Origin of the sequence: Jhaorihella thermophila (genome assembly GCF_900108275.1) — a bacterium.
Lineage (GTDB): Bacteria > Pseudomonadota > Alphaproteobacteria > Rhodobacterales > Rhodobacteraceae > Jhaorihella > Jhaorihella thermophila.
Map to the genome: position 1 here is coordinate 169,055 of NZ_FNVD01000006.1, position 25,913 is coordinate 194,967.

Genomic DNA, 25,913 nt, shown 5'->3' on the forward strand with positions numbered 1-25,913 from the left:
ATGCGCTATCTCTGGGCAGGTCTGGGCATTGTCTGCGTGGCGCTCGGGGTCATCGGCGCCTTTCTTCCGCTTTTGCCCACGGTTCCCTTCCTGTTGCTCGCCGCATTCCTCTTTGCCCGGTCATCGGAGAGGTTGCATCACTGGATTCTGTCCCACCGGACATTCGGACCCATGATCGACGACTGGAACCGGTCAGGGGCGATCCGGCCCCGCGCGAAGCGGATCGCGACCCTGTCCATCATTGCCCTTCCGGCGCTGTCGATGCTGGCATCAGCCCCTATATTTATTGTTGTAATTCAAATACTTATACTGGCAACCGTTCTGATATTCATCTGGACGCGTCCTAACGGCTGAGCCGCGCGCACAGATCGTCGAGCTGCTCCAGGGTCTCATACGAAATCACAACCTTGCCGGATTCACCTCCTGCCTTGTGGTCGATCGACACCTTCATGCCCAGCATCGCCGACAGATCGCCCTCGAGCGCGCGCGTGTCGGCATCTTTTTCCGGCTTGGTTTTCTGTTTCGCGGGCTTTTCGGTTTCGCCTGCCATCTGCTTCTTGACCAGAGCCTCGGTCGCGCGGACCGACAAACCGCCGCGCACAACTTTTTGTGCGAGCTCCGAAGCATTCTCGGCCGTGATCAGCGCCCGCGCGTGACCTGCGGACAGGCGACCGTCACGCACCATGTCCTGCACGTCGTCCGGCAGGTTCAAAAGCCGCAAAAGGTTGGCGATGTAGCTGCGGCTCTTGCCCAGGGCCTGGCTGAGCCGTTCCTGAGTGTGGCCGAATCGGTCCATCAGCTGCCGGTAGCCGATCGCCTCTTCCAGCGGGTTCAGATCGGCGCGCTGGATGTTTTCGATGATCGCGATCTCGAGAACTTCGGTATCGTCCAGTTCGCGCACCAGAACCGGGATTTCGTGCAGCTGCGCCAGCTGCGCCGCGCGCCAGCGGCGTTCTCCGGCGACAATCTGATACTGCCCCTCGCCCATCGGCCGGACGATCAGGGGCTGAATGATCCCCTTTTCCCGAATCGAATTCGCGAGATCCTCCAGATCCTGCTGGTCGAAGGTTCTCCGTGGCTGGTCCGGGTTGGCGCTGAGCTGTTCGATCGGCACCATCATGTCCGGGCGCCGGGGCGTGGCGGTCGCCTCCGGTTCGGGCTTTACGTCAGCCATCAGCGCGGACAGTCCGCGACCCAGGCCCCGGGGCTTTGTCTTGTTGTCTGCCATTGCAACCTCCTCCGTGCCGATCAGGCGGCTACTGGTTTGTGTTTCTGGATCATCTCGCGTGCGAGCGCCCGATACGCCTCGGCGCCCTGCGAACCCGGGTCGTAGTTCAGAACGGGCATGGCAAAAGATGGGGCCTCGCTGACGCGGACATTGCGTGGGATCACCGTTCGAAAAACCAGCTCGCCCAGATTGTCGCGTGCGTCCTGCTCGACCTGACGCGACAGGTTGTTGCGACGGTCATACATGGTCAACAAGACACCTTCGGTGCGCAGATTCGGGTTGGCCGTCTGGCGAATTTCCCGGATCGTCAACATTAGTTGCGACAGCCCCTCCAGAGCAAAGAACTCGCTTTGCAGCGGGATCAGGACGGAATGCGCGGCGATCAGGGCGTTGACTGTCAACAGATTCAGGGACGGCGGGCAATCGATCAAGATATAGTCAAAGCCGAAGGTGTCGATCGCAACCTGTCGTAGCGAGTCATGCAACAGAAAGCTGCGCTTTTCGTTCGAGATCAGCTCGAGATCCGCGGAGGACAGATCGATATTGGCCGGAATGATGAAAAGACCATCGACAGATGTCGGGCGAATGACATCCTGCAACGGCGCCTCGTCGATCAGAAGGTCATATGTCGTGAGCGCGCGATCCGATGCCTCTATCCCCAGCCCGGTCGAGGCATTTCCCTGCGGGTCCAGATCAACCAGCAACACCTTTTGGCCGATTTCGCAAAAAGCCGCCGCAAGGTTGATCGCGGTCGTGGTCTTGCCGACACCCCCCTTCTGGTTGGTGACCGCGATGATTTTCGGCCCCTTGGGACGAAAAATGTCAGACACGCTCGACTCCCTCAATTCTTAGTATGACCGCTTTGGGATCTGTCTTGCTTTTAACGGTCTTCAGATCGAATTTCCACACTGCCCTTGCCGCCGATACCTCATTCTCCCAGTTCTCGCCCTTGGGAAAAACTGCGGTTCCTCGCCTATCCATGTGGCGCTCCGCATACTCAAGAAGCTTTGGAAGCGGCGCGAGGGCCCGGGCGGATAGGATCCCGACTTGCAGAGGGTCAAGTCGCTCAATTCTTTCACAGATCACCTTGGCCGCCACGCCCGTCTCACGGATCACGGTTTGAAGGAACACCGACTTTCTTCGGTCGCTCTCGACGAGTGTCACGGTCGTCTGCGGACTCGTTTCGGCACAAAGAATTGCGATGACCAGGCCGGGAAAGCCGCCGCCACTGCCAAGATCCACCCAGGAGCTCTGCGGCGCGACGATATCCAGAAGCTGCGCCGAATCCGAAACGTGCCGGGTCCAGAAGTCGGGAAGCGTGGACTTGGCGACAAGATTTATTCGCGGATTCCACTTGGACAGCAGTCGTTCGTAGTGCTCGAGACGCTCAATTGTTTCACGTGAAACATCACAGGACGCCAGGCCGATTTCCTGCCTCGTCATGCCGTGCGTACCTTTCCCGCCCTTTTCAGCCTGGATAGAATCAGCGCCAAGGCGGCCGGTGTCATGCCCTCGATCTTGGCGGCTTGGGCCAGATTGCCCGGGCGAGACTCAGACAGCTTGCTTTGCAACTCGTTCGACAGACCATCCACCGCCGAATAGTCGAAGTCTTCGGGGATCAGGTACCCCTCATCCCGCCGCAGCGCCTCCACATCCTTCTTTTGCCGTTCTATGTAGTTTGCATACATCGCGTCACGCTCAATCTGCTGACGGATCTCCGGCGGCGTATCCGCGAGGTTCGGCAGCAGGCGAAAAATGTCGTCAAAGCCCACTTGCGGGAACGCCAGAACGTGCAACCCTGTCCGGCGCGTTCCGTCCTGGTTGATGTCGATTCCGGCCTCGGCAATTTCCTTCGGAGTAAAGGTCGCTGATTCCAGCCGATTGCGAACGTGCAGCAGGGCTTCCATTTTCTGATGGAAAGCCGTCTTGCGAGCCTCGGAGATGCATCCAATCCGCTCGCCGATCGGGGTCAATCGCTGATCGGCATTGTCCGCGCGCAACGACAGACGAAACTCGGCCCGAGACGTGAACATCCGATAGGGCTCCGTGACGCCACGCGTAATCAAATCATCGATCATGACGCCGATATAGCTGTCTGCGCGGCTGAAACGAACGGGATCGCGGCCCAAGGAAAACAGGGCCGCATTCAAGCCGGCAACCAGCCCTTGCGCAGCAGCTTCCTCGTAGCCGGTCGTGCCGTTGATTTGGCCCGCCAAATAGAGCCCTGGAACCGTTTTGACGCGCAAGTCTTCACCGAGCGCGCGAGGGTCAACGTAATCGTATTCAATGGCATAACCCGGCTGCAGGATCGTCACATTCTCAAGCCCACGGATCGAACGCACATACTCGTGCTGAACGTCTTGGGGAAGCGACGTCGAAATCCCGTTCGGATAAACCGTATGGTCATTGACCCCTTCTGGCTCCAGAAAGACCTGGTGAGAGTTCTTTTCGCCAAAGCGAACGATCTTGTCTTCGATGGAGGGGCAATATCGCGGACCAATTCCATCGATGCGTCCACCATACATAGCCGAGCGCGACAGGTTTTCGCGGATTATTTCGTGCGTCTTCTCATTCGTATGCGTGATACCACAGGCGACCTGCGGTGCAGTTGGACCCTTTGACATAAAGGAGAACATCACGGGATCTTCGTCGCCGGGCTGTTCTTCCAAAATGTCCCAGTTGATGGTTCGGCCATCCAGCCGCGGCGGCGTTCCCGTTTTGAGACGCCCCAGCGGTAGCCCGAAATCATCGATTCGCTCCGCCAGCCGCACGGAGGGGCGATCTCCCATTCGTCCGCCCGGCCTCGAAACGTCCCCGATGTGAATAACCCCGCGAAGAAAGGTGCCTGACGTCAGAATCACAGCTTTGGAATGAATGCGCGGGCCCTCGGCTAGGACGACGCCGCAAACGGTGCCTTTCTCCATCAGGAAGTCCACGGCTTCGCCTTCGATTATCGTCAATCCCTCGCGGGCTTCCGTCAGCGCCAGCATCGTCTCACGATAGATCTGACGGTCAGCCTGGGCCCGCGGCCCCTGAACGGCCGGCCCCTTTTTTCGGTTCAACAGACGAAACTGGATGCCTGCACGGTCGGCAACCCGACCCATGACACCATCCAGCGCGTCAACTTCGCGGACCAGATGCCCCTTGCCCAGACCGCCGATGGCCGGGTTGCAGGACATCACCCCGATATCTCTCTTTCGCAACGTCACCAACGCCGTTCGGGCGCCCATTCGAGCCGCTGCATGTGCCGCTTCGGTGCCGGCGTGGCCCCCGCCGATCACGACCACATCAAATTTGGGATGTTTCACGTGAAACACTCCTCATTTACCCAGACAGAAGCTCGAGAATATCTCGTCCAACAAATTCTCGACGTCTATTCGCCCCAGCACCGTTTCAAGCGCCCGAATCGCCGAGCGCAACTCCTCGGCAGCGATATCATACTCCTCCGGACCCCGTTCAAGAACCTTACGTGCGCTCTCGAGCCGCTCCAACGCCGACGACATCGCATGGCGATGCCGCTCTCTGGTCGCCAGTCCCGCGCTCGCCGAGCGGTTCGTCAGTTCCTTGGTGATCTGTTCGATCAGACGATCGACCCCCTGCCCGGTTTTCCCCGACACGGCATTGTCCGGGTTTTTCCTGGCATCGGCCTTCGGTCGAACTCGAATGTCTCCAGGACGAAAGACCACGCTCAGTTCCTCGTCGTCCTCAGCCAGGAACACCCGCAAATCCGCAGCCTCGGCTCTTTCCTGTGCAAGCGATATACCGATTTCTTCCACCGCGTCCTGAGTTTCTCGCAGCCCGGCCGTGTCCAGCAACGTGACGGGCAAACCGTTCAGATCCATTCTGACTTCGATCACGTCCCGCGTCGTTCCGGCATATTCCGACGTAATCGCGGCCTTTCGTCCGGCCAGTCGATTGAGCAACGTGGATTTTCCGACATTCGGCGCGCCGACGATTGCGACTTCGAATCCCGACCGAATTCGTTCCGCCACCCGCGAACCCGCTACTTCCCGTTCCAAGTCATCGGCAACACGGAAAATCAGCGAATCCACCTCCGGCGTCACATCCGTTGGCACGTCCTCGTCGGCGAAATCAATGGTCGCCTCGATCAGCGCCGCCGCGCGAATCAGATCCCGCCTCCAGCGTTCGACCACGTCCCCGAACTTGCCGAGAAAGACCGCCTGGGCCTGCTTCCTCTGCGCTTCGGTCTCAGCGTCGATCAGATCTGCCAGTCCCTCGACCTGCGTCAGATCCAATTTTCCGTTTTCCAAGGCGCGCCGCGTGAACTCTCCAGGTTCCGCAAGCCGAAGACCATCCAGCCCACCCAGAGTGCCAAGAATGGCCGCCACCGTGGCCGTGCTACCATGCACCTGAAGTTCCGCGACATCCTCGCCGGTGAAACTCGCCGGAGCCGAAAAGGTCAGAACGACTCCCTCGTCCAGCAATTCGCCGGCGTCATTTCGTAGCTTGCACACGGCCAGTCCCCGCGGCGCAAGGCGCCGGCCGACAAGCCGTTCCGCCGCCTCTCTCGCCTGTGGTCCTGAAATGCGAATGACAGCGACCCCCGCCTTGCCGGGGGCGCTGGCCAAGGCAAAGATCGTGTCCATGTCGCGCCTTTGTTGACCGGCTTCGGGGTCAGGTATTCATCGAATCGAAGAACTCTCCGTTCGTCTTCGTCTGCTTGAGCTTCGACAGCAGGAACTCGATTGCGTCCGTGGTGCCCATCGGATTCAGGATCCGGCGCAGCACATACATTTTCTGCAAGTCCTTCGGCGGCACCAGAAGATCCTCTTTACGCGTGCCCGACTTGAGAATGTCGATGGCGGGGAAGACCCGCTTGTCCGCGATCTTGCGGTCCAGGACGATCTCGCTGTTGCCGGTGCCCTTGAATTCTTCAAAGATCACCTCGTCCATGCGGCTGCCGGTGTCGATCAGCGCCGTGGCGATGATCGTCAGGCTGCCGCCCTCTTCGATGTTCCGGGCTGCACCAAAGAACCGCTTGGGCCGCTGCAGCGCGTTGGCGTCCACGCCACCGGTCAGAACCTTGCCAGAGGATGGAACGACCGTGTTGTAAGCTCTACCAAGTCTTGTGATCGAATCGAGAAGAATAACAACATCTCGTTTATGTTCGACCAGACGTTTTGCCTTTTCGATCACCATTTCGGCCACGGCCACATGGCGCGATGCCGGTTCATCGAAGGTCGAAGAGACGACCTCGCCCTTCACCGAACGCTGCATGTCCGTCACCTCTTCGGGCCGTTCGTCGATCAGCAGGACGATGAGGTAACATTCAGGATGGTTGGTTTCGATCGAATGCGCGATGTTCTGAAGGATGACGGTCTTGCCCGTCCGCGGCGGGGCAACGATCAGCGCACGCTGTCCCTTTCCGATCGGAGCGACCAGATCGATCACGCGCGCCGACTTGTCCTTGATCGTCGGATCCTCGATTTCCATCTTCAGCCGCTCGCTCGGATAGAGCGGCGTCAGGTTGTCAAAGGCGATCTTGTGACGTGCCTTGTCCGGATCCTCGAAATTGATCTGACGAACGCCGGTCAGGGCGAAATACCGTTCGTTGTCCTCGGGTGCCTTCATCGGGCCGGACACCGTGTCGCCGGTGCGCAGCGAATATTTCCGGATCATCTCCGGCGAGACATAGATGTCGTCCGGACCCGGCAGATAGTTTGCCTCGGGCGAGCGCAGGAAACCGAATCCGTCCTGCAGAACCTCGAGCACGCCGTCGCCGCCGATTTCCCATCCTTCGTCGGCGCGTTCCCGCAGGATCTGGAACATCATGTCGCCCTTGCGCAGGGTCGATGCGTTTTCGATTTCCAGCTCCTCGGCCATGGCCAGCAGGTCTTTGGGGCTCTTGGCCTTGAGATCAGACAGGTTCAGAACTTGCGCGTTCATGGAAATTTCCTTCGGGGCAGCACCTGAGCGGGAGCTGGCGGTTATCGGTCCGGTCTTGAGTCACTTCCAGGAGGACGCCCACCCGGACGGGTGAGCCGGTGGACTAGATAATCGCCCCGCCGCCCCGAGTCAAACTCTGTCGCAATCCGTTCAGAACTTGACCACGACAGAGATCACGATGACGGCCATCAGAACGGTCGGCACCTCGTTCATGATCCGATACTGCCGGCCCGTCAGCCGGTTGCGACCCTGTTCGAAATCGCGCCGCCGCGCGGCCAGCCACATGTGAAACCCGGTCATTGCCAGCACGGCCGCACCCTTGGTCCACGGCCAGATCCAGGACCAGTCCACGATTCCCGGCGTGGCCACCAGAAGCAGCCCGAGAATCCAGGACGCAAACATGGCCGGCCGCATGATAAAGCGCAAAAGCTTGTATTCCATGGTGTCGAAAATCGCGCCGGCGCCTTTCACCTCGCCGGCCCTTTCGACGTGATAGACGTAAAGACGCGGCAGATAGAACAGCCCCGCCATCCACGACATGACCGCCATGATGTGAAATGCCTTGATCCAGGGATATAGCGTTATCAGCGCGTCCGACATGTCGTGCTCCGTCCGTTTCCGTCCACGTAAAGAAAAATAAGAAAAGAGAAAAGAATGTAGGACTCTGTAGTGATGACAAATCCTGTGGATTATCCGGTTGACCCCGACGTTCTCCACAGGTGGAAAAGCGATCAAAAGACATCCACAGGGTGGGGAAAAATAAATTTTATAAAATAAAACAATATGTTAGATGATTATTACCTGTGGGAATATCGCGGATGAACGAGGGGCAAGCCATTTTTCCATCGGAGTCGGGTTTTCCCGATCCTCACGGGGAACCGGTCCGGGCGAATCCCGGATGACTGGGCGTCTCCGCGGCAGGCTTGCAGTCAAGAGGGGAAATCGGGCAAACCAGTCACCATCCGACACACGCTTTGCCAACGGGTTTTCCACATGACCGTCCCCATCATTCTGGCCTCGGGATCTGCGGTCCGCGCGCGGATGCTCGAAAGCGCCAATGTCCCGTTCCAGGTCCAGGTGCCGCGCGTGGACGAGGAAGCGGTCAAATCCGCGCTGCTGGCCGAAGCTGCCCCCCCGCGCGACATTGCGGACGCCCTGGCCGAGATGAAGGCACGAAAGGTCAGCGCCAGTCATCCGCGGGCGATGGTGATCGGGTGCGACCAGGTTCTGGATTTTCGTGGCCGGCTGATCTCGAAACCCGAAAGCCCGGAAGATGCGCTTGGGCTCTTGCAGCAGATGCGCGGTGATCGGCACACGCTGCTGTCGGCCGCCGTGATCTGCCAGGACGGACAGCCGATCTGGCGCCATGTCGGCAAGGTGCGTTTGCACATGCGTGCGCTGTCGGACACCTATCTGCAGGACTACGTGCGCCGCAATTGGGACAGCATCCGCCATGCCGTTGGTGCTTACAAGCTCGAAGAAGAAGGCGTTCGACTATTCACGGCCATTGACGGAAACTATTTTAACGTTTTGGGTATGCCCTTGATGGAGCTTCTCGGCTTCCTGATGGTGCGAGGCGTGATCGAACAATGAGCAGTGACAAGATTCCCTTGGCCGGCGTGATCGGGTCGCCGATCGCACATTCGCGGTCGCCACGCCTGTTCCGTTACTGGCTGAATACCTACGGTGTCGCGGGATACTACATACCGATGGATGTCGCGCCGGGAAATCTGAAAAAGGTTCTGCGCAGTTTGCCGTTGATGGGCTTCGTCGGCGTCAATGTCACCCTTCCGCACAAGGAAGAGGCATTGCGGATCGCCGACCGGGTGTCGGATCAGGCAACCCTGATCGGGGCGGCGAACACGCTGAATTTCGGCCCCGACGGGCAGATCTATGCCGACAACACCGACGGATACGGTTTCATCGAGAACCTCCGGCAGGGCGCGCCGGACTGGGATCCCGCCGCCGGGCCGGCTGTGGTTTTCGGAGCCGGCGGTGCTGCGCGGGCGGTCGTTGCCTCTCTGCTGCAACAGGGGGCGCCCGAGATCATCCTGACCAACCGCACCCGCGCCCGCGCCGAAAAACTGCAAAGCGACTTTGGCGCCAAGGTTCGGGTAGAGGACTGGGTCCAGGCCGGAAACCTTGTGGAAGAGGCTGCTCTGCTGGTGAATACAACGTCGCTGGGGATGGTCGGGAAATCTCCGCTGCGGGTGCCGCTGGACGGGTTGCGAAAGGGCACGGTCGTCACCGATCTGGTCTATACCCCGCTCAAGACCCAGCTGTTGCAGGTCGCCGAAGAGGCCGGCTGCATCACCGTGGACGGGCTGGGAATGCTGCTGCATCAGGCGGTGCCCGGGTTTGAACGCTGGTTCGGCCTGCGTCCCACCGTGGACAAGGCCACCCGCGCCGCGGCGCTCAGATGAGTTTTCATCTGGGTCTCACCGGGTCGATCGGCATGGGCAAATCGACCACGGCGCGGATGTTCGCCGAAGAGGGCTGCGCCGTGTGGGATGCCGATGCCGCGGTGCATCGGCTCTATGCGCCCGGTGGCGCGGCGGTGGAGCCGATCCGCGCCGCCTTTCCCGAGGCGATCGTCGAAGGCGGCGTCAGTCGGCAGAAGCTAAAGGAGATCATCGCCCGCGACCCGGAGGCCCTCCGCCGGATAGAGCAGATCGTGCATCCGCTTCTGGCCGAGGATCGGGAAAGCTTTCGAAACCACACCGAGGCCGACATCCTCGTCTTCGACATTCCCCTGCTGTTCGAAACCGGTGGCGACAGGGACATGGATGCGGTGGTGGTCGTAACCGCGCCCGAAAAAGTCCAGTTCCAGCGGGTGATGGAGCGCGGCACCATGACGCCCGAGCAATTCGAACAGATCCTCGCCAAACAGATGCCCGATGCCGAGAAACGCGCGCGGGCGGATTATATCGTCGTCACCGACACGCTGGACCATGCACGCGCCCAGGTGCGCGACATCGTGGCGCGGATCAGGGCCGAACTGGAGCAGAAGGATGCGTGAGATTGTTCTTGATACGGAAACGACTGGTTTCGATCCGGAAACCGGCGACCGGATCGTCGAAATCGGCGCGGTCGAGCTCTACAACCACGTTCCGACCGGGCAGACCTATCATCAATACATCAACCCCGAACGCGACATGCCGCAGGACGCGTTCGAGGTGCACGGGCTGAGCACCGAATTCCTGGCGGACAAGCCGAAATTCGCCGAAATCGCACAGGCGTTTCTGGAATTCGTAGGCGACGCGAAACTGGTGATCCACAACGCGGCTTTCGACATGAAGTTCCTGAACGCGGAACTGCGCTGGGTCGGGCTGCCGCAGATCCCGTGGGAGCGGGCGATCGACACCCTGGCCATCGCGCGGCAGAAATTCCCCGGCTCGCCGGCGTCGCTGGACGCGCTGTGCCGGCGGTTCGGGATCGACAACTCGGCGCGAACCCTGCACGGCGCGCTTCTGGACTCGGAAATCTTGGCCGAAGTCTATCTGGAGCTGATCGGCGGCCGGCAGCCGGATTTTGGACTGGCCGGGACCGGTACGGTGACCCGGTCCGACGCGTCCGACACCTGGCGCCCGAAGCCGCGCCCTGCCCCGCTGGCTTCGCGTCTGACCGAAGAGGAAAAGGCGGCGCATGCCGCCTTTGTCGAGTCGCTGGGCGATGATGCCCTGTGGAAACGGATCTGATACGGTCAGGCGACCGCCCGCCGGATCTCGGCGTCAGGCATTCGCCGTCTGCTGTCCCGCGGCCTGACGGCGCGCCAGTTCGGCACGGTAGATGCCGACAAAGTCGATCGTGTCCAGGTTCAGAGGCGGGAATCCGCCGTCCGCTGTCACATCGGCCACGATCCGGCGCAGGAACGGGAAAATCTGGCGCGGGCACTCGATCATCAGGAAGGGGTGCATCTGGTCCGCCGAGACGCCGGTGATGAAGAAAACCCCGACATAGTCGATTTCCAGCAGGAACAGGACGTCGCCGGATTCCTTGGCCTTGGCCTCGATGTTCAGCTTGATGCTGGATTCAAAGGTGTTTTCCTGGTCGCGCGGCTTTGCGTCCAGATTGACCTGCACGTTGATGTCCGGTTGCCCTTCGGCCTTGGCGCCCTTTTGCGCCATCACGTTTTCAAAGGACATGTCGCGGATGTACTGCCCCAGAACGCGCAGCTGGATCTGCGGCGGCTGTTGCTGGGCGTTTGCCTGTTCGCCGTTTTCGGCCATGGGGATCTCCTCGTTAACTCTTTGCCGATCTCATACCAGTTGGCCCGCCAGGCCTCAACGCCGATCGGGGCCGGAAACCCAGCCGGAGGGATCCTGACGGGGCCGGCGCGGGCGAATTTCCTCGAACTCGCCATCGATAACGTCGCCATCGTCAAAGGGGCCGTGACGCATGTCGTAGGCCATTCCGCCGCCCATATGGAAATGCGTGACCGTCATGCGCGACCGGATCCAGCGAAACACCGCCTGCCGGACGGGCGGCGCCAGCAGGGCAAAGCCGACCGCATCCGTGAAAAATCCGGGCGTGAGCAAAAGCGCGCCCGCGATCAGGATCATCGCGCCATGCGCCAGCGGTTCGGTCGGGTCGTCAAGCTCGGCAAAGGATTTTTGCAGCCGGCTCAGAGTCATGAGCCCCTGCGTGCGCACCAGCCAGGTGCCCAGAATGGCGGTCAGAATGACGATGGCGAGTGTCGGCCACAGCCCTATCGCGCCGCCGATCTGGATGAACAGCGCGATTTCGATGAGCGGCACCAGGACGAAGGCCAGAAACAGAAGCATGCGAATATCCCTTGTGATGGATGCGGACCAGTGGACTTGGCCCGGAACGTCCCCTACATAAGAGCGCAACACCACGCTTACAAAGCCCCGTCCGCGGAATCGAGGAATTGCATGAACTCTCCCCTGATCCAGCTTCTGGTGCTCGCCGGCATCGCCGTGTTCCTGATCCTGCGCCTGCGCAGCGTTCTGGGCACGCGGGAAGGCTTTGAAAAACCGCCGGTTCCCGACCAGACGGCCCGCAAGGCGACGCGCGATTTTGAAGTCATCGAAGGTGGGCCGGACACCGACATTTCGGATTATGTCCCCGCCGACAGCAAGGCCGCGCGGGAACTCGCGGCGATGAAGCGGGTCGAGCCCGATTTCCTGCTGGCCGATTTCGTGCAGGGCGCGCGCGCGGCCTACGAGATGATCGTGACCGCCTTTGACAACGGCGACGTCGAACAGATCCGGCCGTTTCTTGCCGATGACGTCTACCAGGCCTTTGCCGAAGTGGTCGAGCAGCGCAAGGCGCAGGGCCTGACCGTCGAATCCGACTTCATCGGCGTGCGGGAAACCACCATTGTCGACGCCAGCTTCGACAAGGCGACGAACATGGCGGAAATCACCGTCCGCTTTGTCGGCGAGCTGACCACCGTCGTTCGCGACCGCGACGGCAATATCGTCGAGGGCAGCGAAACCGGCGTCAAACGCCAAAAGGACGTCTGGACCTTCGCCCGCGAGATGGGCAGCGACGATCCGAACTGGCGGCTCATAGCCACGGACGAATGATTGCACGCCTCCGATGGATCCTGTTTACGGGAGCCATGATCATGGCGACCCTCCCGACGCGCGGAACCGGAGAAACGATCACCCATCGGATCCTGGACTTCGACGACCTCGACGGGTGGGCCCAGGACGACCATGCCGCGGCGCTGACCACTTTCCTTGTAACCTGCCCGGATCTGAAGGATCCTGACTGGCAGGCGATCTGTGCCGTGGCTCAGCACCAGAAACCTGAGGCCGCCCGCACGTTCTTTGAACTCTTCTTTCGCCCGGTCCTGATCAGCGACGGGTCGGAATGTCTGTTCACCGGCTATTTCGAACCGGAACTCGAGGGATCGCGCACGCGCACGGCCCGGTTCCGCTATCCGGTCTATCGTATGCCGCCCGAGGCGCAAGCCCGCAGTCCATGGCTGACCCGCCGCGAGATAGAGGAAAGCGGCGTGCTGGACGGGCGCGGGCTGGAAATCGCGTGGGTGGACGATCCGGTCGAGCTCTTCTTTCTCCAGATCCAGGGATCGGGCCGCATTCGGCTACAGGACGGCTCGACGATCCGTGTCGGCTATGGCGGGGCGAACGGCCATCCCTATCGGTCGGTCGGAGTCGAACTGATCCGGCGCGGGATCTACAAGGCGCACCAGGTCAGCGCCCAAGTGATCCGCAACTGGGTGCGCAGAAATCCCGACATCGGTCTGGACCTGTTGCGGCACAACCCGTCCTACGTGTTCTTTCGCGTGCTCCGCGCCATGCGCGAAGCCGACGGGCCGCGGGGGGCGATGAACCGGTCGCTGACGCCGCTTCGCAGCATCGCGGTGGATCCGGCGTTCGTCCCGCTGGGCGCGCCAGTCTGGATCGAAAAGGAAGGCCACGGCAAGATGCACCGGCTGATGGTCGCGCAGGATACCGGTTCGGCCATCAAGGGCCCGCAGCGGGCCGACATCTTCTTTGGCACGGGCGATGCGGCGGGACAGGCGGCCGGACAGTTGCGCGATCCGGGGCGGATGGTCGTTCTGCTGCCGATCCAACGCGCCTATGCGATGGCGGCCGAGGACCGGCAATGACCCGCAGACGGCTGACACCGGATGAGATTGAGCTGTGGCGTCGGGTCGCCCGCACCGCCCAGCGCGCGCACCCGGAATGCGAAGACCACCCGCGCCCGACCCCGCTGCCAAAACCGAAACCGCGCAAGCCGCTTGCTCAGCTTTCGCGACGCATCGAACCCTTTGCAGTCGGCGACTCCGCCGGCACTGAGCCGCCGTCCCATGACCTGCGATCATCCGTGACGCGCGAGTTGATGGATGCGCCCATGCGCATGGACCGCAAGACCTATCAGCGCATGACGCGCGGCAAGCTGAAACCGCAGGCGCGGCTTGATCTGCACGGGCACCGGCTGGACTCGGCCCATTCCCGGCTGATCCGCTTCGTGCTGTCGTCTCAGGCTTCGGGGCATAGGCTGGTGCTGGTGATAACCGGCAAGGGAAAATCGCGCGACCGCGACGAGGGGCCGATCCCGTCGCCGCGCGGCGTGCTGCGTCATCATGTGCCGCAATGGCTGTCGCTGCCGCCTTTAGCGCAGGCGGTGCTGCAGGTCACCCCGGCCCATCGCAGCCACGGCGGCGAAGGTGCCTATTACGTCTACCTGCGGCGGCCCTGATTGCGCATCAGACGGGGCTGTCCAAAGTGATCGCCACCGCCCGCGAACCCTTGACCACCGTGCCGGGCAACACGTCCTGAAGGCGCACCACATCCATCGTCTTGGCCACCTTCGCCGCCTGATTGAGCAGGCGGACCAGCGCGGGCGACGCAGCGGCGACAAAGTGCGGATTTGTCGTCAGCGTGGCAAAGGCCGACACGTCCAGCAACACGATCGGCAGATCGCTCACCTCGTCGAAATTGGCGATATTGCCCAACCGGTCGCGCTCACTCCCGCCGCGCAGGGCCGAGGAAAGCAGCAGCACGGGATCCTTGCGCGAGGCGACCACGACCATAGGCTGTGGCGGCGCCTTGAGCGCGGCCAGTTGCGACCGAAAGACATCGATGTCCAGATCCGGCGACACGAACATCACGCCATCTATGCTGCGCGCCGACCAGCCCGGTTGGCGCAAATCGGCCTGTCTCAGCGTTTCCATAACCAGAAGGCTGCCCATCGAATGCGCCACGATCACCAGGTTGTCCGGACCGACCTGATCGATCAGCCTCAGCATGTGCTCCAGCCCGTCACGCGCGAAAAGCACCGAATCGGTGTCATAGGCATAGCCCGTCACGCTGCCAAGGCTGGGCCAGGAATAGACCGCCTGTGCCCCCGGCAGATCCAGATCGTGCCCGATCTGCGCCGCGCGATAGGACGCCTCGTAAAGCGTGGCGTTGTATCCGTGAACATAGACGGTCACGTCACGCTGCCCTGGCGGCAGTCGGCGCAGCTCGGCGCGCAAAGCGTTCTGAAAGGCGCGGTCGGTGTCGAATTCCCGCCGCGCCGCGACGCTGAACTCGTGCGCGGGATCGGGATTGGCAAAGCCGAAATCGGCGTTGCCCGGCTCATGGTCGGGCGGCACGGAAATTGTCAGCGCCATGGTGGTCGCCGTTTGCGAGCGGCGATAGCTGAAACCGCCGTCGGCTTCTCGCGCCCGCGTCGTGGCGACAAAAACCGTCTCGGGTTCGCCGATGGACAAAGCCTGCGGCAAGACAGGCGTGTAAGACTTGTTTTCGCAGGCTCCAAGACCCAGAAAGAGAACGAAAACCATCAACGCGCGCATGAACAAATCCTCTGAACCCGGGGCAACGCCATCGACTCTGGCCGCGGCCCGCGCCTAAAGAACGTAGCGGCTCAGATCCGTCGAGCGGGCCAGCTCGCCAAGGTTCTTGTCGACAAAGGCCGCATCCACCACGACCGTCTCGCCCGCGCGATCGGGGGCGGTAAAGGACAGCTCCTCGAACACCCGCTCCATCACGGTATACAGCCGGCGCGCGCCGATGTTTTCCACCGTCCGGTTCACGTCGGCGGCGATCCGCGCCAGCGCGGCGATGCCGTCCTCGGTGAAGGTGACCTCGACCTCTTCGGTGCCCATAAGGGCGGCATATTGCCGGGTCAACGCGTTGTCCGTCTCGGTCAGGATGCGCACGAAATCCTCTTCGGTCAGCGCCCGCAGCTCGACCCGGATCGGCAACCGGCCCTGAAGCTCGGGCAGCAGGTCCGCCGGCTTGGCGATATGGAACGCGCCGCTGGCGATGAACAGGATATGGTCGGTCTTCACCGGGCCATGTTTCGTGGACACCGTGGTGCCCTCGATCAGCGGCAGCAGATCGCGCTGCACGCCCTCGCGGCTGACATCACCGCCCCGCACGTCGGCCCGTGCGCAGACCTTGTCGATCTCGTCCAGGAACACGATCCCGTTCTGCTCGACCGCCTCCAGCGCCGTGCGGGTGACGGTTTCGTCGTCCAGCAGCTTGTCGGCCTCTTCGTCGATCAGCACCTCATAACTCTCGGCCACTGTCATCTTGCGCCGCACCTTGCGCCCGCCGAAGGCCTTGCCGAACAGGTCGCCAAGGTTGAGCATCCCCATGCTGGCGCCGGGCTGACCGGGAATGTCGAACATCGGCATCGGGTTGGAGTGATCCTCGACGTCCAGTTCGATCACGGTATCGTCCAGCTCACCGCGCTTGAGCTTGTCGCGAAACATCTCGCGCGTGGCCTCGCGGGCGTTCTCGCCGGCGATCACGTCCAGAACGCGCTCTTCGGCCGCCTTGTGGGCGCGGGCCCTGACCTCTTCGCGCATCCATTCGCGGGTCTGCATGATCGCGGCATCGACCAGATCGCGGATGATCTGTTCCACGTCCCGGCCGACATAGCCGACCTCGGTGAACTTGGTCGCTTCGACCTTGATGAAGGGCGCCCGCGCCAGCCGTGCCAGCCGGCGACTGATCTCGGTCTTGCCGACGCCGGTTGGGCCGATCATCAGGATGTTCTTGGGATAGACCTCCTCGCGCAGGTCGTCCGGCAGCTGCTTGCGCCGCCAGCGGTTGCGCAGCGCCACGGCCACGGCGCGTTTGGCATCCTTCTGGCCGATGATGAAACGGTCCAGTTCGCTGACGATCTCGCGAGGGGTCAGGTCGGTCATTTGGAAATCTTCTCCACGGTCAGGTTGCCGTTGGTATAGACACAGATGTCGGCGGCAATCGCCATCGCGCGGCGCGCGATCTCCTCGGGATCGCGGTCGCTGTCCATCATCGCCCGCGCCGCCGCCAGCGCATAGTTTCCGCCCGACCCGATCGCCGCTACGTCATGTTCGGGCTCCAGCACGTCGCCCGCGCCGGTGATCACGAACATGTCGGCGCCGTCGGTGACGATCAGCATCGCCTCGAGATTGCGCAGATACTTGTCGGTGCGCCAGTCCTTGGCCAGCTCAACGCAGGCCCGCGCCAGTTGTCCCGGCGTCGCCTCCAGCTTCGACTCCAGCCGCTCCAGCAGCGTAAACGCATCCGCTGTCGAACCCGCGAACCCGGCCACCACCTCGGACCCGCCGGGGGTCAGTCGGCGCACCTTGCGCGCGCTGCCCTTGATCACGGTCTGACCCAGCGATACCTGTCCGTCGCCGGCCACCACCACCTCGCCGCCCTTGCGGACGCCGATGATCGTGGTGCCATGCCAGCCGGGAAAATCCTCTTTGCTCATGGGCGGCCTCCTTGTCAGGTCCACGCCTATATGGAACGCGGCGAAACCCGGCACAAGAGCGCATGACCCTGCGTCAGGACATGCGCCCTTCCTGCTTCTTTCTGGTCCCAAATACCCGTTGCGATTCCGGCGCCTCAGCCCTGACACCACCCGCGCAGCGCCGCAACGAAAAAGGGCGCCCCGTTGGGACGCCCCCGGCGATCCGACCGTTCAAAGGTCAGATCGACTCGTCGATCCAGCTCTTCAGCGCCGCCTTGGGTGCCGCACCCATTCGGCTCGACACCGGCTGTCCGTCCTTGAAGATGAACAGGGCCGGGATACCGCGCACGCCCAGGCCGGCGGCAACGTTCGGGTTCTGGTCCACATCCACCTTGGCGATCTTGACCTTGCCGGCATATTCCGCCGCCAGCTCTTCCAGCGCCGGGCCGATCTGCTTGCAGGGGCCGCACCACTCGGCCCAGAAGTCCACCACCACGGGGACATCGGAATTCTTCACTTCGGCGTCGAAAGTGGCGTCGCTGACGGCTACGGTGGACATATTCTGTCTCCTGAATGAACCTTGGTTGCGGTCGAACCTAGGTAGGGGCGTCGGCATCGTCAAGACACGCCGCGCGTTCGACCGCCCGCGTCACGAGATCGTGCGGCAGCGGCATCAGCGCCGCGGTTCGGGTCCACAGGATCGCCGTCTCGACTGCGCGCCCCGGATAGATCTGTTCCAGCGCCGTCGCATAGGCGCCCATTTGCCGCAACAGCCCCTCGGGGCAATCCTCGGGACGCTCCGGCACCACGGCATTGGTCTTGAAATCGACCACGCGAACCCGGTCCGGCGCGACGATCAGCCGGTCGATCACGCCGTGAATCCGCCGCCCCCCGATCGTTGCGGATACCGGCACCTCGGCCAGCGTATCCGGCGCGAAGACCTCGGCCAGATGCGGGGCGGTCAGAACTTTCCGGGCTTCGGCCAGCGCGGCGGCGCGATCCGCAGGATCGGCATCGGCCAGCAGGTTTTCCGCCGCCCGTGCCCAGTCGGCCTGCGGCAGCAGCGGAAAATGCTCCAGCAACAGGTGCACCCGCGTGCCCCACAGCTTGGCGGCCTCTTCGTCCTGCCCGGCCTCGCCCGGCAAGGCCTTGGCGCCGCCCAGATCCGACGGGCTCAGAACCTCCGGCCGGGCGCGCGGGGCGGGCGGTGGGCGCAGAAACGGGTCGGACAACGGCGCGGTCCGGTCGTCCTCTGCGCGCGGCGCGGTCAGCGGCGGCGCGTGCCAGTCGCCATGGGCAAGGCGCAGCACGCCGTCTTCCTCCACCGCGCCGGCGCGAAGCAGCGCTTTCTCGACCCGCTGATACCAGCTGTCACCGGATTTCGGCAGGTCGCCTGCACCGGCCACGATCAACCACTTTTCCGCCCTTGTCAGAGCCACATACAAAAGCCGCAACCGTTCCTGTTCCTGCTTTTCGCGCGCCTCGTCCAGTGCCGCGGCCATTACCTCGGGCGGTGCGTCCAGCCCCGCCTTCCACAGCGGCACGCCATCGGCCGGCACCACCGTATCGCGGTTGCGGTATCGCCAGGTTGTCGTATCGGGCAGTATCACGATCGGCGACTCCAGCCCCTTGGCCCCGTGCACGGTCATCACCCGCACCATGTTGCCGGCGCTGCCCATCTGGCGCTTGATCTCCAGATCGTCGGTCTCCATCCAGGTCAGAAACCCGGTCAGGCTGGGAATGTCCGACCGTTCATAGGCCAACGCCTGCGACAAGAGCGCGTTGATCCCGTCCTCGGCCTCGGCACCCAGCCGGCCCAGCAGCTTTTCGCGCCCGCGATGACGGATCAGAATCCGCTCGATCAGATCATAGGGGCGCAGGAAATCCGCCTGACCCAGCAGGTCGGTCAGGATCGCGTGGGTTTCGGCGTAATCCGCCGCGCGCTTTCGCAGGGCCTCCCACAGCCAAGCATGGCCGCGCCGATGGGCGAGATCGAACAGCTGCTGCTCGCTCCAGCCAAACAGCGGCGACTTCAGCGCGCAGGCCAGCGACAGGTCGTCCTCGGGCGTGGCGAGGAACCGCAGCACCGCCGCCAGATCCCGCACCGCCAGTTCCGCCCCGACCTTGAGCCGATCCGCCCCCGCGATCGGAAGGCCCGCGGCCTTGCAGGCGCGAATGATCTCTGCGAACAGGTCGGACCGGCGGCGGACAAGGATCAGGAAATCTCCCGCCCGAACCGGGCGGCGGACAAAGGTGCCGGGCTTCGGCCCATCATCCGGGATCGTCTCGCCCCGGTCGATCAGGTCGCGGATGGTCTGGGCGATCCGCTCGGCCAGAACCACCGCGTGATGGCGCGGGCTGCGGCGGTCCAGCGGCTCGAACCAGGCCCGGTCGTCCTCGTCCTTTTGCTTTTCCACCAGCGGCCACAGATCCACCCGGCCCGGCAGGTCGGACTTGAACGCCCGATGCAGCGAGTCGCGCCGGAAACCGGCGGCTTCCTGCCCTTCGAACACGAGATCAACCAGATGCAGGATCGCGGTCGAGGAGCGGAAGGAATATTCCAGCGACAGATCCTGCAAGGGCTGGCCGGCTTCGCGCAGGCGCCGGCCGAATTCGGCCTGCATCCGGTCAAAGGCCGACGGGTCCGCGCCCTGAAAGGAATAGATCGACTGTTTCTTGTCGCCCACGACGAAAATCGTCCGCGTGACTTCCTGGCGCGCGCCTGCGCCGCTGGTGAATTCCTGCGCGAGCTTTTCGATCACGTCCCACTGCGCGGGGCTGGTGTCCTGTGCCTCGTCCACAAGGATATGGTCGATGCCCCCGTCCAGCCGATACAGCACCCACGCGGCGACGGCGGGGTCGTTCAGCAGCTGCCGCGCCTTGGCGATCAGATCGTCGAAGTCCAGCCAGCCGCGCAGCTGCTTGCGCCGTTCGTATTCCGGCAGAAAGGCTGCGGCAAAGCGGTGCAGCGCCAGCGCCCGGTGCGCGGCGGCCAGCGCGAGCCGGCGGGGGCGCGCAGCTTCGACCCGCAGCATGAGCGGCTCTAACAAGGGCATTTGCGTCGCCAGCGCGCCCTCGCGCAGTCCCTTGGTGGGAAAGCTGCCGATCTTGGCGGTGAAGGGTTCCTTGGCCTTGGCCCCTGTCAGAAAGACATCCTCAAGGATTGGCAGAGCCGCCATGTCCGGCGCCTTGATCCCGGCCAGTTTGGCTGCGGCCTTCTGGTCGTTGGCGCCGCTCACCGACAGCGCGGGCAGCAGGCTGCGGATCAACTCCATTTCACCGCCCAGAAACACCTCGGCCAGCAGGGTTTTCTCGTCGAAACCCTCCGGCAGACCCAGAAGGGTCAGAAGACCGGCCCAATCCAGCGGCCGGGCGAAGCCTTCACGCTGGGCGACGATCGCGGCGGTAAGCTCGTCTAGCGAAGAGTCCGTCAGATATTGCGCCACCCCGTCGATCAGCGGCGCTTGCGGGCCGTCGGCGAACTCTTCGACGATTTCGGCCCGCAACAGGGCGGCGGCGCGGTCCTCGACCTCGGTGAATTGCGGGCTGACGCGCGCCTCGAGCGGGAACCGCCGCAACAGCGAGGCGCAAAACGCATGGATGGTCTGGATCTTCAACCCGCCGGGCGTTTCGATCGCGCGGGCAAAGAGCGTGCGGGCATGGGCCAGCCGGTCGGCATCCAGCGGACCCGCCACGCCCAGCGCGTCCAGCGCCTTGCGCAGCCTGTCATCCTGCAACATCGCCCATTCGCCCAGCCGCCGGAACAGGCGGTTCTGCATCTCGCCTGCGGCGGCCTTGGTATAGGTCAGGCACAGGATGCGCTGGGGCGGCACGCCCTCCAGCAGCAGCCGCGCCACGCGATCGGTCAGCACCCGCGTCTTGCCCGATCCGGCGTTCGCGGCAAGCCAGGTCGAGGCATCGGGCCGCGCCGCCTGAATTTGGCGTTCGGTGGCGTCGTTCGGGGCCGTCATTCCAGATCCTCCGGGGTCGGGTCGGTGCTGGGATCCCATTCGCCATAGCGGGCGAGATGGTCGAAATCCCCCGTATCAGTGTCTTTCTGCAGCATGCGGCGCGCGGTGAACCCCTGCTCGGGGTTCTGATAGGCGGCGATCAGCTGGCGGAATTCGTCCCAGACCTTCTCGGGCGGGTCTTGGTCCAGAGGCGCGGGCACCTCTTCGGGTTTCGTGCTCAGCCCGATAAAGACCGCATTGGCCACTGGCGCGGGGCCGATCCCCTCGAACGCGCCCTTCTCGGCCATCGCGGCCTCGAGCAGCAGCTGCTTGTCGAACGCGGCCTGTTCCTTCTTCGACGGCGGTTTGCCGGTCTTGTAGTCGTAAAGGATCAGCCGGCCATGGGCGTCGCGGTCGATCCGGTCGGCCTTGGCCGTGAGGGTAAAGCCCAGATCGTCGATCGTGACCTTGCCGCCGGCCTCGAACCCGACCGGGATGGCGCGGGTCTGTCTTTCGGCTTCGCCTTCGAGGAACCAGTCAGCCGCCCGCGCCAGCCGCGCCAGCCACAACCGCCGCGCCGCGGGCCAGGGCACGTCGCGAGTCAGGATTTCTTCGGCCAGCGCAAGAAAGCGGTCGCGGCCCAGGTCGCCATCGGACAGGCTGGCCTTGACCAGCCGTTCCAGCACCTCGTGCATCACCGTGCCACGCAACAGCGCGTCGGGTTCCTGCACCAGCGGTTTCAGTGGCTCCAGCCGCAGCACCTTGCGGGCGTAGATCGCATAAGGGTCGCGGATCAGCGTCTTGACCTGCGTCACCGACAGCCGGTCGGGCCGCGCCGCTACCGGCGGTCGGGGCGAGGGGCGCGGCGCGGGCGGCGCGGGCTCGGGGCGCTCAAGCTGATGCGCCCAGTCCAGCCAGGTGCGTCCCCGGTCGCGCATCGCGCGCAAGGCCGCCCTGCCCCCGTTGGCCTCCAGCCCGTCCAGAAGGTTGGTCAGCCGGTTCAGCCAGCGCGACGGCACCGTTTCCGCGTCGTCCGAACGGATCGAGCGGGTCAGCCAGACTTCGGGCGCGGCGATGGCCTGCTGAAAGTCGTGCGCCGACAGCCCGATCCGGCGTTCGGGCAGCAGCAGACCCGCATCGTGCCGCATCTTGCGGTTCAGCCACGGGTCGGGGGGCGGCGATTCCGGCCAGCTGCCTTCGTTCAACCCCGCCAGGATCATCAGGTCGGCGCCGTGCACCCGCGCCTCGATCGTGCCCCAGATCATGATATGCGGATGCGGCGTGTCGCGGTCGCGGACCTCTTCGCCCGACAGCAGCGCGCCCAGCAGCTCGGCAAAGTCGCGGGCGGTCATCTGGCCCCCTGCCCCGGCCTCGGCTGCGAGCATGTCCATCACCTCGCGGGCCTTCTGGCCGGCATTCTTCTGCCACAGAGCGCCCGACCCATCGGCGGCGGCGCCGCCGGCAATCGCCTCGGCCAGCCTGCGCAGCCGCGTCACCCAGTCTTGCAGAGGCAGCCGCGCCGGCAGTTCCTGCGCGCAGAAACAGCGCACCACCCAGTCGATCCATTCCGGCGTCGCCGCCTTGTGCGTGCCGCCCCAGGCGCGCAGCGCCGTCTCGTCGGGAAATGGCGGCCCGTTGCGGCGCAGATGCAGCTCCAGATCACGGGTCAGCAACAGATGCGCGCCCCGCCCGTCCGCGCTGTGGGTCAAGGGATGCTTGAGCAGCGTCAGCAGCGCCTCGCCGGTCAGAGGGCCGGTAAACAACTCGGCCACATGGCGCAGGAACCGCCCCGGCGCCGAAAGCTGCAACGGCATGCCCGCGCTGTCGTCGGGTTCGATCCCCCAGCGATCCAGCGCCGCGGTGACCTGCCGCGTCAGCATCCGGTCCGGCGTTATGAGCGCGGCGCGCTGCCCGTCCTCGGCCGCCTGCCGCAGGCGCAGGGCTATGGCCAGCGCCTCTTCGCGCGGGGTCGGGGCCTCGATCAGGGTTACATTTTGCGTGGCGCGGTCGATCCCTTCCAGCTGTGGCCCCTCGCGCATCCAGGCATCCGTCACGGGCGCAGGCCGCAGCGCCAGCGACACCAGCCGGTTGCGTTCTGGCGACGCGGGGGCGGTGTCCGTCCAGCGCCGGACGTCACCGGGACCGATGCCTAGTCCATCCATCAGCTTGCGGAACCGGTATTGCGGGTGGTCCTCGGCGGTCAGCGCGTCGTCCAGTCCATCCCAGACCGGCGCGGGCATGTCAAAGTCGAACCCCGGGAGGATGACGGCCCCCTGCGGCAACCGCGCCACCGCCTGCATCAGCATCAGCGTCGTCCCGCGCGAGCCCGTCGAACCGGCGACGATCACAGGGTGATCGGGCGGGTCGGTTTCCCACCGGGCGACCATCCGCTCGACCATTCGCCGCAGCCGGCCCTGCGGGTCAAGCCCGTCATCGGCGGCCCCGGCGAATGCCTCGGCGATACCGATGAAGGCCTGCGCGCGCGCCCAATGACCTGACAGGTCGGACACGTCCAGATCGCGGATCGCCTTCGGCGCGACACCTTCGCCATGCATCTCGTCGATCAGCGCCGCGAGGCTGTCGGCCAGCGCAAAGACGGATTCGCGCGCGGCCAGATCGGGTTGCCGGTCCAGCAGGTCGGCCACCAGCTGCGCCAGCTCAAGCCGCCGCCGCAACGGCGGGATCGCGGGCGGCATCGCAGCGGCGTCCCGCGGGTCGAACGGATCGGCCACCAACGACAACCGTGGCAAAAGGCGTGGCGGCCCCTGATCGAACAGGTCGCGAATGCGGCGCGCCATGCGGCGGGTGTTGACGACCAGATGAACGCGGGCCATGGTCTCGGGCGGGTGCCCGGCCAGGCGCGACGCCAGCCCATCGATCAGCGCCCGGGGAAAATCCACGCCAACCGGCAAGGCAAAAACGCGCGGGGCCTCGGTCGGGTCAAACATCCTGGTCCTCCAGCAGGGCTTCGGCCAGCGCGATACCGCCGGGATGGCCCACGTCGCACCACCGGCCGGGATAGGTTACGGCATGCAGCCGGCCGGCCCGCTGCATCCGATCCCAGAGTCTGTTCAGGGAAAAAGCGGCCTCTTCAAAGTCGTGCAGCCCTTCGGTCCTGACGATCTGAACGCCGCCATAGACCAGCCCCGGCCCGCGCCGGATCCGGCCCTTGTCGTCGGCTGCAAAGTCGCCGGGTCCGTCATGCCCGACCGCGCGCGCCACCGGCACACACATCAACAACGCATCCATCCGGGCCGGGTTCCAGGCGCTCGCCAGCAGCGCCAGCGGGTTCGGCCCGACCCAGATCGCGTCCGTATTCATGGTAAAGACCGGCCCCGGCCCCAAGAGCGGCAACGCCGCGCGCAAGCCGCCGCCGGTCTCCAGGATTTCGGGTTCTTCGCGCGACAGCAGCACGCCGCGCGGGCCCAGATGGGCGGCCAGCATGTCTGCGTGATAATGGACATTCGCAACGATCCGCGTTGGTCGGGTCGCCTGTGCCAGATCCAGCGCATGGTCGATCAGGGGCCGGCCGGCGACCTGGATCAGCGGCTTTGGCCGGTCCTTGGTCAGCGCTCCCATCCGGGTGCCGAAGCCCGCGGCAAACAGCATCACGGCCCGTGGCGTTTCGGTCATTGACGTTTCAGCCTTTGCAGGTTGTCGGGCGTGGGCTCGGGCAGCGCCGCGCGCAGCAGGGTGGCGACGGGGTCCAGCGCCGGGTGATCGAGGTCGTGCTGCAGCAGACGCCAGACCCTGGGGATCAGGTCAACGTAATGCGGCTTGCCATGTTCCATGCCGAGTCGCGCGAAAACGCCCAGGATTCGCAGGTTGCGCTGGGCGCCCAGCACCGCATAGGCGGGCAGGAACGCGGCCCGGTCCGCGCCGGTCCGCGTCACGAACCTGTCGATCATGGCGGTTTCGATCGCGGGCGGCACGTCGCGGCGGGCATCCTGCAACAGCGACACGAGGTCATAGGCCGGATGCCCCAGCATCGCGTCCTGAAAGTCCAGAAGACCGACGCGGGCGGGGCCGGATCTTTCCGGCAGCCACAGCAGGTTCTCGGCGTGATAGTCACGCTGGATCAGGACCGGCCGTTCCGGCGTTGCGGCATGTTCCAGAAGCTGCCGGAAACGGGCGACGAACTCAGCGCGGATCCCGTCGTTCGCGTCTCCGACGACGCCCGAGCGATACTTGTCAAAGGCCAGTGCGGCAAGTTCGCTCATCAGAGCGGGATCGTAGGACGGAAGGTCGGGCGGATCGACCGCATGAAGTGCGGCAAGAACGTCGATTCCGGCTTCATAGAGACTGTTTTCCAAGTCGGGCCGCCGCTCCAGAACCCGGGCGAAGAGGTCATCGCCCAGATCCTCGAGCAGCAGGAACCCATAAACGGTATCTTCGGCGAAGATCTCTGGCGCGCTCAGCCCGGCGCCGCGCAGGAACTGCGCGATGCGGACAAAGGGGCGCACGTCCTCTCCCTTGACTGGCGGCGCATCCATCAGAACGGCGGTGCGCCCGGTGGCCGGGTCGGTCAGTCGCTCGTATCGGCGGTTCGAGGCATCGCCGGCCAGCGGCGCGCGGCGGGCGCCGGCCCAGGCCGTTCGTGACAGGAAATCTGCGATCAGCGAGTCGCGGTCGGCCAT

General features: G+C 64.0%; 25 protein-coding genes. 8 read left to right on the forward strand and 17 right to left on the reverse strand.

Going from position 1 to position 25,913, the window contains the following annotated elements; genetic code table 11:
* Entirely contained in the window at positions 1–354 is a 354-nt protein-coding gene (locus C4S70_RS09295) for a YbaN family protein (RefSeq protein WP_104007840.1), read from the forward strand.
* Here the strand turns inward: C4S70_RS09295 and C4S70_RS09300 are convergent.
* The 7 genes from C4S70_RS09300 to hemJ form a co-directional block, all read right to left on the reverse strand.
* Complete coding sequence (locus C4S70_RS09300) at positions 344–1,228, reverse strand: ParB/RepB/Spo0J family partition protein (RefSeq protein ID WP_104007841.1); 885 nt, start codon at positions 1,226–1,228, stop codon at positions 344–346. The two genes, C4S70_RS09295 and C4S70_RS09300, sit on opposite strands and share 11 nt — an antisense overlap.
* Positions 1,229–1,248: 20 nt before the next feature.
* Complete coding sequence (locus tag C4S70_RS09305) at positions 1,249–2,058, reverse strand: ParA family protein (protein WP_104007842.1); 810 nt, start codon at positions 2,056–2,058, stop codon at positions 1,249–1,251.
* On the reverse strand, positions 2,051–2,671 hold the full coding sequence (gene rsmG / locus C4S70_RS09310) for a 16S rRNA (guanine(527)-N(7))-methyltransferase RsmG (protein ID WP_104007843.1): 621 nt from the start codon (positions 2,669–2,671) through the stop codon (positions 2,051–2,053). The genes C4S70_RS09305 and rsmG overlap by 8 nt, the downstream gene beginning before the upstream one ends.
* On the reverse strand, positions 2,668–4,536 hold the full coding sequence (gene mnmG / locus C4S70_RS09315) for a tRNA uridine-5-carboxymethylaminomethyl(34) synthesis enzyme MnmG (RefSeq protein ID WP_104007898.1): 1,869 nt from the start codon (positions 4,534–4,536) through the stop codon (positions 2,668–2,670). Before mnmG ends, rsmG begins: the two co-directional genes overlap by 4 nt.
* Positions 4,537–4,548: 12 nt before the next feature.
* On the reverse strand, positions 4,549–5,835 hold the full coding sequence (gene mnmE / locus C4S70_RS09320; protein ID WP_104007844.1) for a tRNA uridine-5-carboxymethylaminomethyl(34) synthesis GTPase MnmE: 1,287 nt from the start codon (positions 5,833–5,835) through the stop codon (positions 4,549–4,551).
* A 28-nt stretch (positions 5,836–5,863) separates the two neighbouring features.
* On the reverse strand, positions 5,864–7,135 hold the full coding sequence (gene rho / locus C4S70_RS09325) for a transcription termination factor Rho (protein ID WP_104007845.1): 1,272 nt from the start codon (positions 7,133–7,135) through the stop codon (positions 5,864–5,866).
* A gap of 150 nt (positions 7,136–7,285) precedes the next feature.
* Positions 7,286–7,735, reverse strand: coding sequence for a protoporphyrinogen oxidase HemJ (gene hemJ, locus C4S70_RS09330; RefSeq protein ID WP_104007846.1), 450 nt, complete (start codon positions 7,733–7,735; stop codon positions 7,286–7,288).
* A gap of 393 nt (positions 7,736–8,128) precedes the next feature.
* Between hemJ and C4S70_RS09335 the strand changes: the two genes are divergently transcribed.
* From C4S70_RS09335 to dnaQ, 4 genes are read left to right on the forward strand one after another with little or no spacing between them, the layout of a single operon-like run.
* Positions 8,129–8,728: a Maf family protein gene (locus tag C4S70_RS09335; RefSeq protein WP_104007847.1), complete on the forward strand. Its 600-nt coding sequence runs from the start codon at positions 8,129–8,131 to the stop codon at positions 8,726–8,728.
* The gene (locus C4S70_RS09340; RefSeq protein WP_104007848.1) at positions 8,725–9,558 is read left to right on the forward strand and encodes a shikimate dehydrogenase; all 834 of its coding nucleotides are present in this window, start codon (positions 8,725–8,727) and stop codon (positions 9,556–9,558) included. The genes C4S70_RS09335 and C4S70_RS09340 overlap by 4 nt, the downstream gene beginning before the upstream one ends.
* The gene (coaE, locus tag C4S70_RS09345) at positions 9,555–10,154 is read left to right on the forward strand and encodes a dephospho-CoA kinase (RefSeq protein WP_104007849.1); all 600 of its coding nucleotides are present in this window, start codon (positions 9,555–9,557) and stop codon (positions 10,152–10,154) included. Before C4S70_RS09340 ends, coaE begins: the two co-directional genes overlap by 4 nt.
* Positions 10,147–10,833 (forward strand): DNA polymerase III subunit epsilon, encoded by a 687-nt coding sequence (dnaQ, locus tag C4S70_RS09350; RefSeq protein WP_104007850.1) that lies wholly within the window; start codon positions 10,147–10,149, stop codon positions 10,831–10,833. Before coaE ends, dnaQ begins: the two co-directional genes overlap by 8 nt.
* Positions 10,834–10,866: 33 nt before the next feature.
* Here the strand turns inward: dnaQ and secB are convergent, their stop codons facing one another.
* Positions 10,867–11,364: a protein-export chaperone SecB gene (gene secB / locus C4S70_RS09355; RefSeq protein ID WP_104007851.1), complete on the reverse strand. Its 498-nt coding sequence runs from the start codon at positions 11,362–11,364 to the stop codon at positions 10,867–10,869.
* Between the two features lie 54 nt (positions 11,365–11,418).
* Entirely contained in the window at positions 11,419–11,919 is a 501-nt protein-coding gene (locus C4S70_RS09360) for an FxsA family protein (protein ID WP_104007852.1), read from the reverse strand.
* Between the two features lie 111 nt (positions 11,920–12,030).
* Between C4S70_RS09360 and C4S70_RS09365 the strand changes: the two genes are divergently transcribed.
* The 3 genes from C4S70_RS09365 to C4S70_RS09375 are packed head-to-tail and all read left to right on the forward strand — an operon-like array spanning position 12,031 to position 14,332.
* Positions 12,031–12,687 (forward strand): Tim44/TimA family putative adaptor protein, encoded by a 657-nt coding sequence (locus C4S70_RS09365; protein ID WP_104007853.1) that lies wholly within the window; start codon positions 12,031–12,033, stop codon positions 12,685–12,687.
* A gap of 41 nt (positions 12,688–12,728) precedes the next feature.
* Positions 12,729–13,739, forward strand: coding sequence for a murein transglycosylase A (mltA, locus tag C4S70_RS09370; protein ID WP_235003774.1), 1,011 nt, complete (start codon positions 12,729–12,731; stop codon positions 13,737–13,739).
* Complete coding sequence (locus C4S70_RS09375) at positions 13,736–14,332, forward strand: Smr/MutS family protein (RefSeq protein WP_104007855.1); 597 nt, start codon at positions 13,736–13,738, stop codon at positions 14,330–14,332. Before mltA ends, C4S70_RS09375 begins: the two co-directional genes overlap by 4 nt.
* 7 nt (positions 14,333–14,339) lie before the next feature.
* Here the strand turns inward: C4S70_RS09375 and C4S70_RS09380 are convergent, their stop codons facing one another.
* From C4S70_RS09380 to C4S70_RS09415, 8 genes are all read right to left on the reverse strand, one after another.
* A complete protein-coding gene (locus tag C4S70_RS09380; protein ID WP_104007856.1) occupies positions 14,340–15,431 on the reverse strand; it encodes an alpha/beta hydrolase in 1,092 nt (363 codons plus the stop codon).
* A 54-nt stretch (positions 15,432–15,485) separates the two neighbouring features.
* Positions 15,486–16,793 (reverse strand): ATP-dependent protease ATPase subunit HslU, encoded by a 1,308-nt coding sequence (gene hslU, locus C4S70_RS09385; protein WP_104007857.1) that lies wholly within the window; start codon positions 16,791–16,793, stop codon positions 15,486–15,488.
* Positions 16,790–17,347 (reverse strand): ATP-dependent protease subunit HslV, encoded by a 558-nt coding sequence (gene hslV, locus C4S70_RS09390; protein ID WP_104007858.1) that lies wholly within the window; start codon positions 17,345–17,347, stop codon positions 16,790–16,792. The genes hslU and hslV overlap by 4 nt, the downstream gene beginning before the upstream one ends.
* A 217-nt stretch (positions 17,348–17,564) precedes the next feature.
* Complete coding sequence (trxA, locus tag C4S70_RS09395) at positions 17,565–17,885, reverse strand: thioredoxin (RefSeq protein ID WP_104007859.1); 321 nt, start codon at positions 17,883–17,885, stop codon at positions 17,565–17,567.
* Positions 17,886–17,922: 37 nt separating this feature from the next.
* Positions 17,923–21,297, reverse strand: coding sequence for a double-strand break repair helicase AddA (gene addA, locus C4S70_RS09400; protein WP_104007860.1), 3,375 nt, complete (start codon positions 21,295–21,297; stop codon positions 17,923–17,925).
* Positions 21,294–24,224 carry a double-strand break repair protein AddB gene (gene addB / locus C4S70_RS09405; RefSeq protein WP_104007861.1) on the reverse strand — a complete coding sequence of 977 codons (2,931 nt, stop codon included), beginning with the start codon at positions 24,222–24,224 and terminating at the stop codon, positions 21,294–21,296. The genes addA and addB overlap by 4 nt, the downstream gene beginning before the upstream one ends.
* The gene (locus C4S70_RS09410) at positions 24,217–24,909 is read right to left on the reverse strand and encodes a nucleotidyltransferase family protein (RefSeq protein ID WP_104007862.1); all 693 of its coding nucleotides are present in this window, start codon (positions 24,907–24,909) and stop codon (positions 24,217–24,219) included. Before C4S70_RS09410 ends, addB begins: the two co-directional genes overlap by 8 nt.
* A complete protein-coding gene (locus C4S70_RS09415; protein ID WP_104007863.1) occupies positions 24,906–25,913 on the reverse strand; it encodes an aminoglycoside phosphotransferase family protein in 1,008 nt (335 codons plus the stop codon). The genes C4S70_RS09410 and C4S70_RS09415 overlap by 4 nt, the downstream gene beginning before the upstream one ends.